Source organism: Rhizobium subbaraonis (genome assembly GCF_900220975.1).
GTDB lineage: Bacteria > Pseudomonadota > Alphaproteobacteria > Rhizobiales > Rhizobiaceae > Mycoplana > Mycoplana subbaraonis.
Window position 1 is genome coordinate 84,122 of record NZ_OBQD01000011.1, and the last position, 17,129, is coordinate 101,250.

Annotated in this window: 15 protein-coding genes and 1 riboswitch; of the genes, 9 read left to right on the forward strand and 6 right to left on the reverse strand. The window is 63.7% G+C overall.

Going from position 1 to position 17,129, the window contains the following annotated elements:
* Positions 1 to 3: 3 nt before the first annotated feature.
* The 4 genes from CRO48_RS17715 (at position 4) to CRO48_RS17730 (ending at position 3,188) form a co-directional block, all read left to right on the forward strand.
* Entirely contained in the window at positions 4 to 438 is a 435-nt protein-coding gene (locus tag CRO48_RS17715; protein ID WP_097141198.1) for an RNA-binding S4 domain-containing protein, read from the forward strand.
* Positions 439 to 631: 193 nt separating this feature from the next.
* Positions 632 to 970, forward strand: a complete 339-nt coding sequence (gene fdxA, locus CRO48_RS17720; RefSeq protein WP_097141199.1) for a ferredoxin FdxA — start codon at positions 632 to 634, stop codon at positions 968 to 970.
* 381 nt (positions 971 to 1,351) lie between these two features.
* Positions 1,352 to 1,921: a CarD family transcriptional regulator gene (locus CRO48_RS17725; RefSeq protein WP_097141200.1), complete on the forward strand. Its 570-nt coding sequence runs from the start codon at positions 1,352 to 1,354 to the stop codon at positions 1,919 to 1,921.
* 412 nt (positions 1,922 to 2,333) lie between these two features.
* The gene (locus tag CRO48_RS17730) at positions 2,334 to 3,188 is read left to right on the forward strand and encodes an RNA polymerase factor sigma-32 (protein ID WP_097141201.1); all 855 of its coding nucleotides are present in this window, start codon (positions 2,334 to 2,336) and stop codon (positions 3,186 to 3,188) included.
* A gap of 95 nt (positions 3,189 to 3,283) precedes the next feature.
* Here CRO48_RS17730 and CRO48_RS17735 read toward each other — a convergent pair whose 3' ends face one another.
* The 5 genes from CRO48_RS17735 to thiB form a co-directional block, all read right to left on the reverse strand.
* Positions 3,284 to 5,338: a mechanosensitive ion channel family protein gene (locus CRO48_RS17735; RefSeq protein WP_097141202.1), complete on the reverse strand. Its 2,055-nt coding sequence runs from the start codon at positions 5,336 to 5,338 to the stop codon at positions 3,284 to 3,286.
* A gap of 152 nt (positions 5,339 to 5,490) precedes the next feature.
* Positions 5,491 to 6,999: a M48 family metalloprotease gene (locus tag CRO48_RS17740; RefSeq protein ID WP_097141203.1), complete on the reverse strand. Its 1,509-nt coding sequence runs from the start codon at positions 6,997 to 6,999 to the stop codon at positions 5,491 to 5,493.
* A gap of 280 nt (positions 7,000 to 7,279) precedes the next feature.
* Entirely contained in the window at positions 7,280 to 8,020 is a 741-nt protein-coding gene (locus CRO48_RS17745) for a thiamine ABC transporter ATP-binding protein (protein ID WP_097141204.1), read from the reverse strand.
* On the reverse strand, positions 8,013 to 9,626 hold the full coding sequence (gene thiP / locus CRO48_RS17750) for a thiamine/thiamine pyrophosphate ABC transporter permease (protein ID WP_097141205.1): 1,614 nt from the start codon (positions 9,624 to 9,626) through the stop codon (positions 8,013 to 8,015). Before thiP ends, CRO48_RS17745 begins: the two co-directional genes overlap by 8 nt.
* 56 nt (positions 9,627 to 9,682) lie before the next feature.
* Positions 9,683 to 10,693 carry a thiamine ABC transporter substrate binding subunit gene (gene thiB / locus CRO48_RS17755; RefSeq protein ID WP_097141345.1) on the reverse strand — a complete coding sequence of 337 codons (1,011 nt, stop codon included), beginning with the start codon at positions 10,691 to 10,693 and terminating at the stop codon, positions 9,683 to 9,685.
* Positions 10,694 to 10,731: 38 nt separating this feature from the next.
* Positions 10,732 to 10,842, reverse strand: a riboswitch (TPP riboswitch).
* A gap of 102 nt (positions 10,843 to 10,944) precedes the next feature.
* Here thiB and CRO48_RS17760 point away from each other — a divergent pair.
* Positions 10,945 to 11,601 carry a thiamine diphosphokinase gene (locus CRO48_RS17760; protein WP_407071940.1) on the forward strand — a complete coding sequence of 219 codons (657 nt, stop codon included), beginning with the start codon at positions 10,945 to 10,947 and terminating at the stop codon, positions 11,599 to 11,601.
* A 3-nt stretch (positions 11,602 to 11,604) separates the two neighbouring features.
* Positions 11,605 to 13,431 carry an ABC-F family ATP-binding cassette domain-containing protein gene (locus CRO48_RS17765; RefSeq protein ID WP_097141207.1) on the forward strand — a complete coding sequence of 609 codons (1,827 nt, stop codon included), beginning with the start codon at positions 11,605 to 11,607 and terminating at the stop codon, positions 13,429 to 13,431.
* A 33-nt stretch (positions 13,432 to 13,464) separates the two neighbouring features.
* On the opposite strand, the gene CRO48_RS17770 is transcribed toward CRO48_RS17765, so the two are convergent.
* Positions 13,465 to 14,181, reverse strand: coding sequence for a hypothetical protein (locus CRO48_RS17770; protein ID WP_141402070.1), 717 nt, complete (start codon positions 14,179 to 14,181; stop codon positions 13,465 to 13,467).
* Between the two features lie 311 nt (positions 14,182 to 14,492).
* Between CRO48_RS17770 and sdhC the strand changes: the two genes are divergently transcribed.
* The 3 genes from sdhC to sdhA are packed head-to-tail and all read left to right on the forward strand — an operon-like array spanning position 14,493 to position 17,125.
* A complete protein-coding gene (gene sdhC, locus CRO48_RS17775; RefSeq protein WP_097141209.1) occupies positions 14,493 to 14,885 on the forward strand; it encodes a succinate dehydrogenase, cytochrome b556 subunit in 393 nt (130 codons plus the stop codon).
* 11 nt (positions 14,886 to 14,896) lie between these two features.
* Entirely contained in the window at positions 14,897 to 15,277 is a 381-nt protein-coding gene (gene sdhD, locus CRO48_RS17780; protein WP_097141210.1) for a succinate dehydrogenase, hydrophobic membrane anchor protein, read from the forward strand.
* A gap of 6 nt (positions 15,278 to 15,283) precedes the next feature.
* Complete coding sequence (gene sdhA, locus CRO48_RS17785) at positions 15,284 to 17,125, forward strand: succinate dehydrogenase flavoprotein subunit (RefSeq protein ID WP_097141211.1); 1,842 nt, start codon at positions 15,284 to 15,286, stop codon at positions 17,123 to 17,125.
* The last annotated feature ends 4 nt before the right edge of the window (positions 17,126 to 17,129 follow it).

Consider the following 17,129-nt stretch of genomic DNA (forward strand, 5'->3'; position numbering starts at 1 on the left):
GGCATGACGGATGGGCGCGGACAGCCATCGGATCGACCGGAGCCGGCCCAGGGCCGCCAGCGGATCGACAAGTGGCTGTTCTTCGCCCGCCTGCGAAAATCCCGCTCGCTCGCCGCGAAGTCGGTGGAGCAGGGAGACGTCTCGGTGAACGGGCAACCGGTCCGGCAATCGTCGTTCAATGTCAAGGTCGGCGACACGATCATCCTGTCGCTCGACCGTCGTGATCTGGTGGTGAAGGTGCTCCTGCCGGGCGTGCGCCGCGGCCCCTACGAGGAAGCCCGCACGCTCTATGAGGACCAGACACCGCCGCCGCTGCCGCGCGACGAGCGCAACCCTTTCGAACAGGTGACTCGGGAGCGTGGCGCCGGCCGCCCGACGAAGCGGGAGCGGCGTGAAACCGATGCGCTACGTGGGCGTTTCGATCCGCCGGACGATTAGAAAACTGTCCCGCAAGCGGTCGATTTCACGGATGGTTTATTCTTGCAAACACGTGCCAAAGCCTTTACGTCCACAACAGAAACGGAGGTTGCCGGGCGCCATTTTCGGCCCTGTTTCCCCGTTTTCCGCCGGGGTCTGCCGGCAGAGGTGACGGTCGCCCGCCCTCGGTGAAGGAAATTCGCTGGAGTTATTCATGACGTACGTCGTGACCGACAATTGCATTCGCTGCAAGTATACGGATTGTGTCGAGGTCTGCCCGGTGGACTGTTTCTATGAGGGCGAGAACTTCCTCGTCATCCATCCGGACGAATGCATCGATTGCGGCGTGTGCGAGCCGGAGTGTCCGGCAGAGGCCATCAAGCCGGATACCGAGCCAGGGCTCGACAAGTGGTTGAAGATCAACGCGGAATTCGCACAGATCTGGCCGAACATCACGGTCAAGAAGGATGCGATGGCCGAAGCCAAGGCCTATGACGGCGAGGAAGGAAAGTACGAGAAGTACTTTTCCACCGAACCCGGCCAGGGCGACTGATCCGGCCGCAAGCGCCGGCAGGCGACGTTCGAATTGGGGAAAACGCGATGAGCCAGCCCGAAAGTGATAGGGCAGGCTTGATGACCCATGCGAAGCAAATTATTGATTTCCGCACTTTTTTGTGGTAGGGTCGCCATACTGATCCACGTTAAGGCACTTGGTGTGCCCGAACACCACCACGAAAGCAAACGATCCCAAAGGCGCCGCTCACCTTCATAAGCCACGTCAGCGTTGCTGTTTCGTGTTCGCGCCGCCACTTTCGTTTGTGCCTTGTTGGCCGGACCAGGAATGGTGTCACTCCGACGGTGTCTCCGTCTTTCCCGGGCCTTCTTGACCCGGCCCCGGCTATGCCGGGAGCGTTACAGGGAGTATTTGAATAGAATGACGATCCAGCAGAAGAAATCTTCCACGCGTCAGGGTTTCAAGACCGGTGAATCCATCGTTTATCCGGCTCACGGTGTCGGCCAGATCGTCGCCATCGAAGAGCAGGAAGTCGCCGGCATGAAGCTCGAGCTTTTTGTCATCGACTTCGAAAAGGACAAGATGCGCCTGAAGGTTCCGGTCGCCAAGGCCGTTTCCATCGGCATGCGCAAGCTCTCCGAGACCGATTTCGTCGACCGCGCGTTGAAGGTTGTCCAGGGCAAGGCCCGCGTGAAGCGCACCATGTGGTCGCGGCGCGCGCAGGAATACGATGCCAAGATCAATTCCGGCGACCTGATCTCGATCGCAGAAGTCGTGCGCGACCTCTACCGTGCCGAGAACCAGCCTGAGCAATCCTATTCCGAGCGTCAGCTCTACGAAGCTGCCCTTGACCGCATGGCGCGCGAAATCGCCGCCGTCAACAAGATGTCGGAAACCGAGGCCGTTCGTCTCGTAGAGGCCAACCTGAACAAGGGGCCGAAGCGCGGCAAGGTCCTCGAAGACGACGACGCACAGGACGAAGCCGCCTAAGGGCGCTCCCATCCGCTTCATCATTCAACCCGGCTGGCCCTCCAGCCGGGTTTTTTATTGGAACTTTTTTGCACCGCACGAATTCAGGTCGAATGACAATTCGTGCTGGCACGTCTGTTTCTTTGCGGCAGTTCAATCTTGCCCGCTCTTTCGTCCAGATATCGAAAGGATCGACAAGCCGGGAGAAGGCTATACCGGCTATAAGATTTCACCACTCGCTCAGCGCCTACGAGCAGTGTAACATGCCTTGCAGGTGACAGATCCAAGGGAGATTTCTCCTCCAAGGCCTTCGGTCTTCGCATCCCGCAGGAGGGGCGCCCAGCGAAGATCCCGCAGACGCATGCATTGTCAGGTGAATACCGCGGTCGGGTTGATCGTGGATCCTTTCAATCCCGGCTCAGGGGAGACGCCAATGGCTACCACCGCCGCAGATCGTCGCATGATCAAGATCGCCATGTCCGCACCCTATCTGGAGCGTGACGAAGAGCAGGCTCTCGCTGTGGCGTGGCGGAAGGATCACGATCAGGAAGCGCGAAACCGGATCGCGATGGCGCACATGCGCCTCGTCATTTCGATCGCGGCGCGCTTCCGCAATTTCGGTCTGCCCTTCAACGATCTCCTGCAAGAGGGATATATCGGCCTTCTGGAGGCTGCGGCCCGTTTCGAGCCGGAACGGGAGGTGCGGTTCTCGACCTATGCCACCTGGTGGATCCGTGCGTCGATCCAGGACTATGTGCTGCGCAACTGGTCGATCGTGCGCGGCGGCACCAGTTCGGCACAGAAGGCGCTGTTCTTCAATTTGCGGCGGCTGCGCGCGCGCATCGCCCGTGGTGACGTGAACCTGACGTCGGAGACGATCTACAACGAGATTGCGGGCGCGCTGAAGGTGAGTACTGCCGACGTGCGCAACATGGACGCGCGGCTGGCATCGTCGGACGTTTCCCTGCAGGCGCCGGTTTCCGGCGGCGAGGAGGGCGGTGCGAGCCACCAGGACTTCCTCGCCAGCGATGCGCCGCTGCCTGACGAGGAGGTCACGGAGATGATCGACGGCGAACGCCGGCGGGCTTGGCTGCAACGGGCGCTGTCACGGCTCAACGAGCGCGAGATGAAGATCATCCGCGCCCGACGGCTGGCAGACAGCAGCTCGACACTGGAAGAACTCGGTGCCGACCTCGGCATATCCAAGGAGCGGGTTCGCCAGATCGAGAACCGTGCAATGGAGAAGCTCAAGATCGCGCTCTGCGAGGCCTCGCCGGCCTTCGCCTGAGCAGGCTGCCTTCTTTCTGCCGACGGATTCTACCGTGACCGCTGCCGGCGCGGAGGCGCGCCGTCATACCGCGGCGCTGATCAGCGCAGGTAGGATCACGTTCCCCCGGACGCTCCGCCTTCGGCAGCGGCCTGGGCTGCGGCGTCGGCCTGGCGCTTGTAGAGCGCCGCCGCCGCCGCTTCCTTTTCCTCCCCGCCGACCTGGAAGGTGGGCTGGGCGAACGAGATGTCGTTTTCCGCAAAGGCCTGCGTGATCATCGTGTAGGCACGGCGCCTTATCGCCGTCTGCTCGCCTGTCGGTCGTGCGGTAAAGCCGAAGCTGATCTCGATTCCAAACTCGCCGATCTGCTCGACGCCCTTCAACTTCAAAGGCTTGATGAAGTGCGGTCCGAGTTCCGGATCCTCCAGCAGTTGTTTGCCGATCTCCTTGGCAATCTTGCCGACTTTGTTGATGTCGGTCTTGAACGGCACGCGGATGCGGAACTTGTCGACCACCCAGTCGCGGCTACCGTTGCGGATGGCGCCCAACTCGCCAAAGGGGACGGTGAAGACCGAACCACGGTGGTGCCTGAGGCGGATAGAGCGCAGGCTGAAGGATTCCACCACGCCGTTATAGCTGCCGCTTTCGATCCATTCGCCCACGCGGAAGGCGTCGTCCATCAGGTAGAAAACGCCGCTGACGATATCCTTGACGAGGGTCTGCGAGCCGAAACCGATGGCCACGCCGAAAATGCCGGCGCCTGCGATGATGGGACCGATCTGGACGCCCATTTCGGCAAGCACGGTCATGGCGGCAACGCAGATGAGGACGGCTGCCAGCGCGTTGCGGAAGATCGGCAGCAGCGTGCGCAGGCGTGCGCGCCGGGCGGCCACGTCAGGAGCGAGGCCGACGTCGCTCTCGGCGGAAGGCAGCCTGCTGTCAATGTAGGATTTGGCAAGCTGCCAGGCCAAATCGGCGATCAGCAGGATGATGACGCTCTTGAACAGCCCATAGATCAGTGTCTGGAGAAACGGATTGTCGCGCGCGATGACGTTCGGATTGTAGCGCCAGACAAGGCCGAGCCAGCCGAGCGCGAGCAGGATGATGATGGCCCGGACGCCTCTGACAAGCAGGACCATGCGCGGCGAGTTGACGGCGTTTTCGCTCCAGCGCGTCAGAGCAAAGGCGCTGGTGACGCGTTCCGCGCCCAAAAGGATCCTGGGAAGGACGACTGCGTAGATGCCGATCCAGAAGAAACCGCTGAGATTGACGCACCAAAGCAGCCACAGGGCTGCAAGATACAGGGACGCGACGATGTTGCCGGTGCGCGTCGGCGGATTGCCCTTCCGATCAAACGGCCGGTGCCAGATCGTTTCCAGGGCGACGAGGAATAGCGCCAGCGAAAAAAGGTAGACGATCACTGCGCGCGCATCGGGATTGACGCCCAGCGGACGGCACATGGACCAGATCGCGATGCCGATGGCAAGAACGGCGGCGAAGATCCGGATGCGGCTGTAGTGAAAACGCGAGGTACCGCCAACATCCATCGAAATGCGGCAGAACCCCATGGCAAGCCGATAAGCGATGATCGATAGCAGGGAATAGAGCACGACGACGCGCAGCAGCGGCGGCCAATTGACGGCAAAGAAGATGAACGCCGATGCCACGGTGAACACGATCAGCGGACCGAATTGCGCGTAGGCCTGCGCCAGAGCGGGGCTTTCGAACTTTGTCCTGTGCAGCGTCCGGCGAAACAGCCACTCGAATGCCGCGCCGACACAGACGATTCCGAGCAGAAGGATGGCGGCGGGAGCAAATCCGTGTTCGCTTGCCTGCTGGCGAACGCGGGCAGCCGCATTCGCGATCTCCGACGGAACGGTCGGAACGGCGGCACGCAAGGCATGAAAACGGGAGCGGGCCTGCGCCTCAATGTCCTCGACCGCAAGCGTGGCCTCCTGCTCGGCCGTTTCCAGCCTCGTAGCCGGCTTGTTTTGTAGCCAGGTCTTCACCTCGGGGTCATCCAGCAGCTTCAGAAGCTGGGCGACCTTTTCGGGGGGCGGGGCAACGGCAGGTGCATTGCCGGCAGAGCTGGACTGCGCCATCACCGGGATCGCGCCAAGCACCATGAGACAAAAGAGGAGCGAGGACAGAAATGCTGGCAACTTCGACATGAAACCCTGCCCCTTCGACTAACTTACGGAAAGTCACTCTGCCTGCCGCGTCTTGCGAGCGGGAGTATTTAACTAGCATTTACGGGGGGAAAGCCGGAAGACGCAATCGAGGTACCGGCTAAACTGATTGGCGAGCGCCGAAGCGCTCGCGGCTATTCGGTAATGATCTTCACCTTGTCGCCGGGCTTGACGGTGCTCGTCGCGGTCAGGGCGTTGATGAGGCGGAACAGGTCGAGTTTGCGGTCCGTTCCCATCATCCGGGCGGCCAGGGACGCAACGGTATCGCCCGGTCGCGCGGTGACGATGCGCACGCGCAGTGGCTTCAGCGACGCCACTTCCTGCGCTGTCAACTGGCGGAAGGAACCGCGCAGCACGTTTGCTGTCGGCTCCAGCGCCGGCGAGCCCTGCGGGACTGCCGTGAGGAAGCGGTAGATCTGGTCGCCGATACGGATCACGGTGACATCGAACTCCCAGCGATCCGCCGCCGCGCGCGCTGTCGCGGCCTCCAGTCCGTTCACCGAGATCGGCCGGATCGTCTCTGGTTTCAGGCCGGTGACCCAGCCGCTGGAGATGTAGTTCACCAAGCTCTGGCGCTGGTTGTCGGCGACGCCGTCGAAGCGGATGGCAATGTCCCCGGGACCGGTCGCAAGCACCGCATCCGCCTTGTTGTCGATCTGGAAGCCCTGGGGCACGTCGAAGCGGATGCCGAGCTTTCCGTGCAGGAAGGTCTGGCCGCGGACATACCCCTCCTGAGGGCTGTCGCCGTAGAGCAGGCCGTCGATGCCGGCAAGGTAGTAATCCCGGCCGCGGTCGCCCACCGAACCCTCAGCGCCAAAGGCGCGCGCATGGCGTCGCGCCAGCTCGACGCGCTGGGGGGCGTTCGGGTGGCTGGAAAGGAAGTCGAGGCTCTGGTCCGATTCCGGATCGACGGACGTGAACTGGCCGTAAGCCGCCATGCTGTCGAGGAAGCGCGCGGCCGCATAGGGGTCGTAGCCAGCTTCGCCGAGCATACGCACCCCGATGACGTCGGCCTGAAGTTCCTGGTTGCGCGAGAAGGCGGCAAGCCGCAGTTTACCCCGGGCGAGCGCCTGCTTGCCGGCGATGTTGCTGGAAAGTACCTCGGCCACAACCCGGCTGGCAATGACTTCGGCTTCTTCCTTCTTCTGCCGCTCGATGCCGTGATTGGCTGTGACGTGGGCCATCTCGTGCGAGAGGACCGCAGCGACTTCGGAGGCGTCGTTCGCGAGCGCCAGCAGCCCGCGCGTGACATAGAGATAGCCGCCCGGAAGCGCGAAGGCGTTGATCGCCGGCGAATTCAGGATCGTGATGCGGTAGGACTGGTTCGGGTTCTCCGACACCGCCGTCAGCGCGCCGGCAATGCGCGCGACAAGGCGCTCGGTCTTGGCGTCCTTGTACTCGCCGCCATAGCTCGCGACGATGCGCGGATGTTCGCGCGCGCCCATGGCCGCGCGGGGATCATTTTTCTGGACCTCGTCGACGATCTGCGGGTTGGACGACGGCGCCACCGTCGGCTCGTAGGTCTGCTCGAGCGCCGACTGGCAGGCGGTCAGAAGGCCGGCGAGCAAAAGCACCAGCCCGGCGCGTGTGGCCGCCGACCTGCGTTTCCTACCCTGCACTGCGTGCCGAACCTCGCCCAGCATTCGCCCCATGCCCTTTCGCAAGCACTGTCTATTCCAGAAAGCAGTTCGCGCTTCGACATTCGGACCGTAACCGATTCGACGTCGAAGAACCTCGTCTGTTCGGAATGATTTACGGCTGTCCGACATATCGGGCGCTGGCCCGATCGATCCTGTCCGGACCCTTAGCCGAGAGATAGACGCCACGCCCCTTGCCGGCAACTCCCGATTCCAGAATCGCCTTCCGATGTGGCTGCGGTGACACAGCGGGGCGTCCAAAATAAGGCAACGGCGTCGAAAACCATTATCTATCAATGCCGAGGAAGTCGTTGAGCGCCGGCAACCGGCGATGCGCAAGGAAGGTTTCGAGGGGGGCGACGAGGGCAATCGAGCCGCGGTCGATGAACATCGCCCGGTCGGCCAGGCGCTGCACGTCGTCGAGTTGATGGGTGATGAAGAGCAGCGTGCTGTTCGTCTCTGCGCGCAATTGCGCAAGCAGCGCGGCCATGTCGGCGCGCATGGCCGGGTCCAGGGCGGCAAACGGCTCGTCGAGGAGCAGGATGGGCCGCCGGCGCACGAGCGCGCGTGCGAGCGCGACCCTTTGCCGCTCCCCGCCGGAAAGCTGCGCGGGTTTGCGCTGCCCAAACCCGCCAAGGCCGACGCGGGACAGGGCCTCGTCCACGCGGCCGCGGCCACCGGCGTCCAGGCGTAAAGACGGATCGATGCCGAGTCCCACGTTCTGTTCAACCGTCAGATGAGCGAAGAGATTGTTCTCCTGAAAGACGATCGAAACGGGGCGTTCCGCGGGGTCGCGATCGCCCATGTCCTTGCCGAAGACCTCGACGCTGCCGGACCGGATCGGCTGGAAGCCGGCGATGACGTTGAATAGCGTCGACTTGCCGGCCCCCGACGGGCCGGTGACAGCGACAGACGCGCCCTGGGGGACCGTGCAATCGAAGACGAGGTTCTTGTCCTTGAACGACACTGTGGCCGCTGCAAGACGGATGGCGGGGATATCGGGCTTAGGGCTCGACGGCTCAGGCATCGTGTTTCTTCGTGGCCTTTTCAGACGTGGTGGAGGGGAGGGTCAGCAGCAGGCAGACGATGCCGAGAAGCAGCGCGATACCGGCAGCGTCGGCTGTGCGATAGCTGCCCATGCGGCTGTAAAGCAGCCACGGCAGGGTGACGATGCCGTCGGCACCGAAGATCGCCACAGCGCTCAGGTCGCCGAGCGACAACGCCATGGCGAAGGCGAAAGCCGTCATCAGCGGACGCCGCAATGCAGGCAGGTCTATCCAGCGGATACGATTCCAGGCGGTCACGCCGAGGCTGACCGACAGGCGCCCCGTGCGGGCGACATGGGTGCGATAGGCCGGCGCAAGCACGCGAACGACGAAGGGCAGCGCCATCAGCGCATTGATGACGACGACGACGAAGGGTGCAAAGCGCGCCGGGCCGCCAAGACCGCGCAGCGTCAGGAACCATCCGGTCGCCACCACGACCGGCGGCACCAGCAGGATGAGCGAACTCGCCGCCTGCAGGCCGCCCGCGAGAAGGCGGAGCGGTGTTTGCGGGCGGTTTTCCGAGGCGGGGGCGATGGCCACGGTCGGAATGGCGATGACGAGGCAGAGCGTGGCGGAGGCGAGCGAAATCAGGAGGCTGGTGATCAGCGCCCGGTGCAGCAGCGGATCTGCAGCCAGTCGCGGCAGGTCGGCAGCAAGGCCCGATCCCACGACGGCAAGCAGCGGGGCTGCGGTAAAAGCTGTGAAAGCTCCGATCGTCAGCCCATCCGTCACCCGCGCGCGCGCGCCGTCGAAGCGGCGGATGGCGCGGCCGGTCGTCGGTGCTTCTTCGGCCGGCGTGCCGAGCATGCGCAGGACGAGCAGGAGCGTGCCCGTGAGCAGGATCTGCAAGGCTGAAAGGATCACGGCACGTGGCGCGTCGAAGTCGAAACGAAGCGCCTGGTAGATGGCGACCTCAATCGTGGTGGCGGCCGGTCCGCCGCCGAGGGTGAGAACGATCGTGAAGCTGGTGGCGCAGAGCATGAAGATGAGGCCGGCTACGCCCGGTAGCAGGCCGCGCATGACCGGCCATTCGATCAGGCGGAACACGGCGCCTGACCGCATGCCCAGATTGGCGGAGGTCAGCCAGTACTCGGCCGGAATGCGCTCCAGGCCGGCGAGCAGCAGGCGCACCGCCAGCGGCAGGTTGAAGAAGACGTGGGCGATAAGAATTCCTGCGAGGCCGTAGACGCTGACGGGATTTGCGAGCCCCATTGCTGCCAGAAGCTCGTTGACGACACCGCGGCGGCCCCACACCTCGACGATGCCGAGCGCGGCCACGAGGGCGGGCAGACCGAGGGGAAGGGCGGAGAGGCGGATGATCCAGCTTCTGCCGGCAAATGCGCGGCGGCGTGCCAGGGCGCGTGCCACCGGAACGGCAAGCAGCACCGACAAGAGCGTCGAAAGCCCCGCCTGCAGGAGCGTGAAGCGCGTGATGCGGAGGAGATAGGCATCGAACAGCGTGCCGCCCACCCTGTCCTGTGCATGGAGCAGAAGCATGCCGGTTGCGACACCGGCGAACAGCACGATGAAGGCGAGCGTGAACCCGCCCGCTCCCGTGATCGCCCTGCGCTCGCGCGTCGTATACATGCCGTGCCCCGAAATGCAGCGGCCGTTTCAGTGCCCCGGCCGCTGGCGTACGATCCTTACTTCGCGCTCATCGCCGCCAGCCACTCGTCGATCCAGGCCTTGCGATTGGCCGCGACCTCGTCGGCGGAGTAGAGGAAGGTATGTTCAGGCTTCACGAGCTTGTCGAAGGCCGCGGGAAGCGGCTCCTTTGTGGCCGCCACCGGCATCATCCAGTTGGTCTCGGGGATGATGGACTGGAAGTCGGGGCCGGTCATGAAGGCGAGGAACTTGCGCGCCAGTTCCGGATCGTGCGACGTTTTCGTCATGCCGCCGACCTCGATCTGCACGTAGTGGCCTTCAGAAAACGCAGCTGCCTGATAGCGCTCGGTGTCTTCGGCGACCATGTGGTAGGCGGGCGAGGTCGTATACGACAGCACCATCGGCGCCTCGCCCTTGGTGAAGAGGCCATAGGCTTCCGACCAGCCGGGCGTAACCGTCAGCACGCGATCCTTCAGCTTCGTCCAGGCGTCGGCGGCCTTGTCACCGTAGACGGACTTCACCCACAGGAGCAGGCCGAGGCCGGGCGTGGACGTGCGCGGATCCTCGATGACGATCTTCTCGTTGGGATCGCCCTCCACCAGGTCCTTCAAGCTCTTCGGCGGGTTCTTCAGGGTCTCGGTATCGTAGACGACGGCGAAATGGCCGTAGTCGTAGGGAAGGAAGGTGTCGTCGGCAAAGTTTCCGGGGACCGTCAGGGCTTCCGGCGAAAGCTGATGGGGCGTAAAGAGGCCGGTCGCCTTGGCTTCGGCCACGAGATTGGTATCGAGGCCGAGCACGATATCGGCCTTGGTGCCTTCGCCTTCCAGCTTGAGACGGGTCAGCAGCTCGACGCCGTCGGCAACGCCCACCCATTCGACCTTACAGTCGCAGGTCTTCTCGAATTCGGCGGCCACTTTCGCCCCCGGCCCCCATTCGGTGACGAAGCTTTCATAGGTGTAGATCGACAGCGTCTTTTCGGCTGCAAGCGCCGGCAGGGTTGCGGATGTCGCTGCGAAAAGCATAAGGGCGATGAGTGTGGTCCTGCGCATCGGCGCCTCCTTCAAATCCATATGAACGGGAATAGGCGCTGAGTGAGCCGTCTAATCCCTCCGCCGGTACAAACCGGATCAGGTTCCGCGGGTTGGCAGATGCCTCTCAGCCTTTCGTTTTGTGAACGAAGGCACCCCGTTAGAGCGAGAGCAAGCATTAGTCCCAGCGGGCAGCGCTTGCAAGCGGCTTGGCGGGTCGGAAAGGCGTTTCCATTCGCGGGCGACATGCGCTAGACGGTGTGCCCATGACGATTGCCGCCACTGACCAGCTTTTTGTCGTTCTCCTCGGGGGAGCGCTCGAACCGACCCCTCGGTTCAGGGCGATGGTGGACGGCGCGCGCTTCATCGCCGCCGACGGCGGAATTCGCCATGCCGCCGCACTCGGCATCACGCCGGAAGTCTGGGTCGGCGACTTCGATTCCTCGTCTGCCGCGGAGATGCGGGCGTGGGCACAGGTGCCGCGCGAACCCTATCCCGTCGCCAAGAATGCGACGGACGGCGAGATCGCCGTCGGCGCCGCGCTGGATCGGGGCGCCACACGGCTGATCCTGGCCGGTTCGCTGGGCGGAGAGCGCAGCGATCATGCGCTGATGCATCTTCTGCATGCCGCCGCCCTCCGGGAGGCGGGCGTAGACGTCATGCTCACCTCCGGCACGGAGGAAGCCTGGCCGCTAGCGGCCGGGCGAACCGCGGTCGAGCTGCCGGCGAAAAGTCTCTTCTCGGTCCTCGGCCTCACCGCGCTCTGTGGACTTTCCATCGAGAACGTTCGCTATCCGCTGCACGGCTTCGACCTGGCGTTCGGCTCGTCGCGCACCGTTTCCAACGTGGCGCTTGGCTGCGTCACGATCACCCTCGATTCCGGCCGGGCAATCCTTCTTTCCCGGCCGCAAGATTTTTCAGGAGCCTGACGCTTGGCACCGCCCATCCTCAAACTCGACGACATCACGCTCAGCTTCGGCGGGACGCCGCTTCTCAACGGCGCCAGCCTGCAGGTGGAGCAGGGCGATCGCATCTGCCTCGTCGGCCGGAACGGGTCCGGCAAGTCGACCCTGCTCAAGATCGCCGCAAGCCTGACGGAGGCGCAGTCGGGGGAGGTCTTCCGCCACCCCTCCGCCACCGTGCGGTATCTGGAACAGGCGCCGGATTTCGACGGATTTGCCACCGTTGCCGCCTATGCCGAAGCCGGGCTGGGGCCGGGCGACGACCCCTATCGCGTCACCTATCTGCTGTCGCATCTCGGCCTGACGGGTGCGGAGGATCCAGCCACGCTGTCGGGAGGCGAGGCGCGCCGGGCAGCGCTTGCCCGGGTGCTGGCGCCGGAGCCGGACATCCTTCTGCTCGACGAGCCGACCAACCATCTGGACCTGCCGACGATCGAGTGGCTGGAAGACGAGCTTATTCGCAGTCGCTCCGCCCTCGTAGTCATCTCGCACGACCGCCGCTTTCTGGAGAAGGTCTCCAATGCGACGGTCTGGCTGGACCGGGGAACGTCGCGGCGCCTCGATCGCGGCTTTGCCCATTTCGAAGCCTGGCGCGACGAGGTGCTGGAAGCCGAAGAATTGGAGCAGCACAAGCTCGGCAAGGCCATCCAGCGCGAGGAACACTGGCTTCGGTACGGCGTGACGGCAAGGCGCAAGCGCAACATGCGCCGTCTTGGCGAACTGCAGGACATGCGCGTGCGCTACCGCAGCCATCGCGGCCCGCAGGGCGCGGTGCAGGCGGCGGCATCCGAGGCGCAGGAGTCCGGCAAGCTGGTGATCGAGGCGGAAAAGGTCACCAAGGCCTATGGCGAGCGCACCGTGGTGGCGCCGTTCTCGATCCGCGTTCATCGCGGCGACCGCATCGGCCTTGTCGGACCCAACGGTGCCGGCAAGACGACGCTTCTGAAAATCCTGACGGGGCAGCTCGCGCCTGACAGCGGCAGCGTGAAGCTCGGCACCAATCTGGAGATCGCGACGCTCGACCAGCGACGCGAGGATCTCAATCCCGACGATACGCTGGCCCACTACCTCACCGACGGGCGGGGCGAGAGCCTGATCGTCAACGGCGAGCAACGGCATGTGACCGGCTACATGAAGGAATTCCTGTTCCAGCCCGAGCAGGCCCGCACGCCGATCCGCAACCTCTCCGGCGGCGAACGCGCTCGGCTGATGCTGGCCCGCATCCTGTCACGGCCGACAAACCTGCTGATCCTCGACGAGCCGACCAACGATCTCGACATCGAGACGCTGGACCTCCTGCAGGAGATCGTCGCCGGCTTCGTGGGTACCGTCGTTCTGGTCAGCCATGACCGCGATTTTCTCGATCGCACCGTAACGTCGACGATTGCGCCCGCAAATCCGGAGGCGCCCGACGGCCGATGGATCGAATATGCCGGCGGCTATACCGACATGATGGCGCAGCGGCGCGGCGCGATCGAGGAACGGCGCAAGGCGGAAAAGGCGGACAAGGCCAAAGTCGCCGACGTCGTTTCGAATGAAAAGCCGGCAGACAAGGCCAAGGGCAAGCTATCCTACAAACAGAAGTTCGCGCTGGAGAACCTTCCGAAGGAAATGGCGAAGAGGGAAGCCGAGATCGCCGCCCGGGAGGAAAAGATGGCAGATCCGGCGCTCTTTTCGAAGGATCCGGCGACCTTCAACCGGCTGGCGGCGGAAATGGAAAAGCTGCGGGCCGAGGTCACCCGCATGGAAGAAGAATGGCTTGAACTGGAAATGCTGCGCGAGGAACTCGAGGGATAGGCCGGCCTATCCCTCTTCGTCAGTTCCTCCGGCTCAGGGCCTGATCACGCAGACGCCCGCCTCGAAGCTGCAGGAGGCAGTCTCGGATTCGGGTGTCACGACGATGACCTTGGCATTGCCGGCGGAGCGAAGCGCGGGCATGTAGTTGCCGCCCGCATCGCCGATCTCGTCATAGTAATTGTCGATATAGAAATAGTTGCCGTTGCCGGGATCCTGATAGGCGGAGATCGAGCCGCCGTAGAAATTGTTGGCGAAGCGCTCGCGGCCGGCGCTTTGTCCGGCGTAATACGGGCGGGCTGCGCCTTCGTAATAGGGGCGGGCATAGTAGGACCGCGCAGGGCCGCGCCAGGCGTCGTTGCGCCAGATCGATCCGGCATAGCGGCCGTTCGCATCGTTGCGCCAGGCGTTCCGCGGGCCCCAGTAACCCCGGTTGTTTCCGGCCCGCCACTCGCGCCGCCACCGCCAGTCGTTGGTGAAGACGTTGCCGCCCTGGACTTCTCGGCCTGCAAAGTTTCGATCGCGGTTCCAGTGGCGGTCGCGCCGCCCGTCGCGGTCGTTGTTGCGGGCGTCGTGCTTGCGCTTCCAGTAGCGGTCGCGCGGCATGTTGCCACCCCTGACATCGGTGTTGGAAAAGTTGCGGTTGCCGCCGCCCTCGTGGCGGTCCCGCGCCTGTGCGGGCTGTGCCAGCAAGAGGGGGAATGTGGCGGCGAGCGCGATTGCAGTCATGCAGGCTCTGGAAAACAGACTCATTCTGTTTCGCCTCCGGGTTACGCTGAACGGTTCCTGGATGCCACTTTTGCCCAGTTTGTCTGGAAAGTCACGGGTTTGGTTAACGCTATGGTCATAATCGTTAACAATGGTTAACGCCGCAGCGGCTTACGCGAGGCGCCACAATTTCGTCCTAATCGATTAAATTGATTTTGCAGTGCAATGACACTTGTGGTTCCGCATTCCTGTGATTAAACGTCGCAATCACTGCATACTGCACAAACCAAGTGCAATTCCGGAGTAAAATCGTCCAGTTATCGCGGCCGTTCTCCGGAATTTCCGTGAGGGTTCTGATGACGAATGTCACAAAAGGCCGGCCGCTCTCGCCGCATCTCCAGATCTACAAGCCTATTCCCACCATGGTCATGTCGATCGTGCATCGCATCACCGGCGGCGCGCTCTACTTCGGTACCGTCCTCGTTGCCTGGTGGCTGATCGCAGCGGCGATGGGGGAAGGCTATTACAACTGGGTCAACTGGTTCTTCGGGACCTGGATCGGCATGCTGATTCTGTTCGGCTACACCTGGGCCCTGTTCCATCACATGCTCGGCGGCCTTCGCCATTTCGTCTGGGATAGCGGACATGGCTACGAGAAGCACCTCTCCACAAAGATCGCCAAGATCATGCCTGTCGTCTCGGTCGCGCTCACCGTGCTGACCTGGGTGATCGGCTTCCTGCTGCGCTGAGGATTACTGACATGGACATGCGTACACCTCTCGGCCGCGTCCGCGGCCTCGGCTCGGCCAAGGACGGAACGGAGCATTTCTGGCGCCAGCGTCTGACGGCTGTCGCAAACGTGCCGCTGCTTCTCTTCTTTATCGGCTTCGTCGTCTGCTACGCCGGTGCGCCCTATGCGGACGTGCGCGCGGCGCTGTCGCATCCGGTCGTGGCCGTCGTCATGGCGCTCGTCGTGATCTCCGGCATCTATCACATGAAGCTCGGCATGCAGGTCATCATCGAGGACTACGTTCACGCGGAAGGCCCGAAGATCGGCCTTCTGATGCTCAATACCTTCTTTGCGGCTCTCATCGGCGGGCTCTGTCTCTTCGCCGTCCTGAAGATCGCTTTCGCAGGATAATTCATCATGGCACCGAACTCCTCGCCGGCGACGAACGGCAAAGCCTATCAGTATGTCGATCACGCCTATGACGTGGTCGTGGTCGGTGCGGGCGGCGCGGGTCTTCGCGCCACCCTCGGCATGGCCGAGCAGGGTTTCCGCACGGCCTGCATCACCAAGGTCTTCCCGACCCGCTCGCACACCGTGGCAGCCCAGGGCGGCATCGCAGCCTCGTTGCAGAACATGACGCCGGACAGCTGGCAGTGGCACCTCTACGACACCGTCAAGGGTTCCGACTGGCTCGGCGACGTCGATGCCATGCAGTACCTCGCCATGGAAGCGCCGAAGGCGGTCTATGAGCTCGAGCACTACGGTGTGCCATTCTCGCGCAACGAGGAAGGCAAGATCTACCAGCGCCCGTTCGGCGGCCACATGCAGAACTATGGCGAAGGCCCGCCGGTGCAGCGCACCTGTGCGGTCGCCGACCGTACCGGCCACGCGATCCTGCACACGCTCTACGGCCAGTCGCTGCGCAACAACGCCGAGTTCTTCATCGAGTACTTCGCGCTCGACCTGATCATGTCCCCCGACGGCCGCTGCACCGGCGTCGTCGCCTGGAACCTGGACGACGGCACGATCCATCGCTTCTCCGCCAAGATGGTGGTGCTGGCGACGGGCGGTTATGGCCGCGCCTATTTCTCGGCGACGTCGGCGCATACCTGCACCGGCGACGGCGGCGGCATGGTTGCACGCGCCGGCCTGCCGCTGCAGGACATGGAGTTCGTGCAGTTCCATCCGACCGGCATCTACGGTTCGGGCTGCCTCATTACCGAGGGTGCCCGCGGCGAGGGCGGCTACCTCGTCAATTCCGAGGGCGAGCGCTTCATGGAGCGGTATGCGCCGTCGGCCAAGGACCTTGCCTCGCGCGACGTCGTTTCGCGCTGCATGACGCTGGAAATCCGCGAAGGCCGCGGTGTCGGCAAGAACAAGGACCACATCTTCCTGCATCTCGACCACCTGGATCCGGCCGTGCTGCACGAGCGCCTTCCCGGCATTTCGGAAAGCGCCAAGATCTTTGCCGGCGTCGACGTCACCCGCGAGCCGATCCCGGTTCTGCCGACCGTCCACTACAACATGGGTGGCGTGCCGACGAACTTCTGGGGCGAGGTTCTCAATGCCGACAGCGCCAATCCCGAGCGCGTCGCACCCGGCCTGATGGCCGTCGGCGAGGCGGGCTGTGCCTCGGTGCACGGCGCGAACCGGCTGGGCTCCAACTCGCTGATCGACCTCGTGGTCTTCGGCCGTGCCGCTGCGATCCGTGCCGGCGAGGTTATCAACCGCGAAGAGCCGATCCCGGCGCTCGACAAGGCGGCCTGCGACAAGATCATGGAGCGCTTCGACCGGCTCCGTTACGCCAACGGCAATACGCCGACGGCGGTGCTGCGCGACAAGATGCAACGCACCATGCAGGAAGACGCGGCCGTCTTCCGCACCCAGGAATCGCTGGAAAATGGCTGCCGCCGGATGAAGCAAATCTGGGACGAGATGGCTGACATCAAGGTCACCGACCGTTCGCTGATCTGGAACTCCGACCTGGTGGAAACGCTGGAACTGGAGAACCTGATGGCCAACGCCATCACCACCGTCGTCGGCGCCGAAGCGCGCAAGGAAAGCCGCGGCGCGCATGCCCGCGAGGACTACAAGGATGGTCCGCTCGGCGGCCGCGACGACGTCAACTGGCGCAAGCACACGCTGTCCTGGGTGGATGCGAACGGCAACGTCAAGCTCGACTACCGGCCGGTCCATACCGACCTCATCGCCGAAGGGATCGATCCGAAGAAGATCGCGCCCAAGGCCCGCGTCTACTGATCCC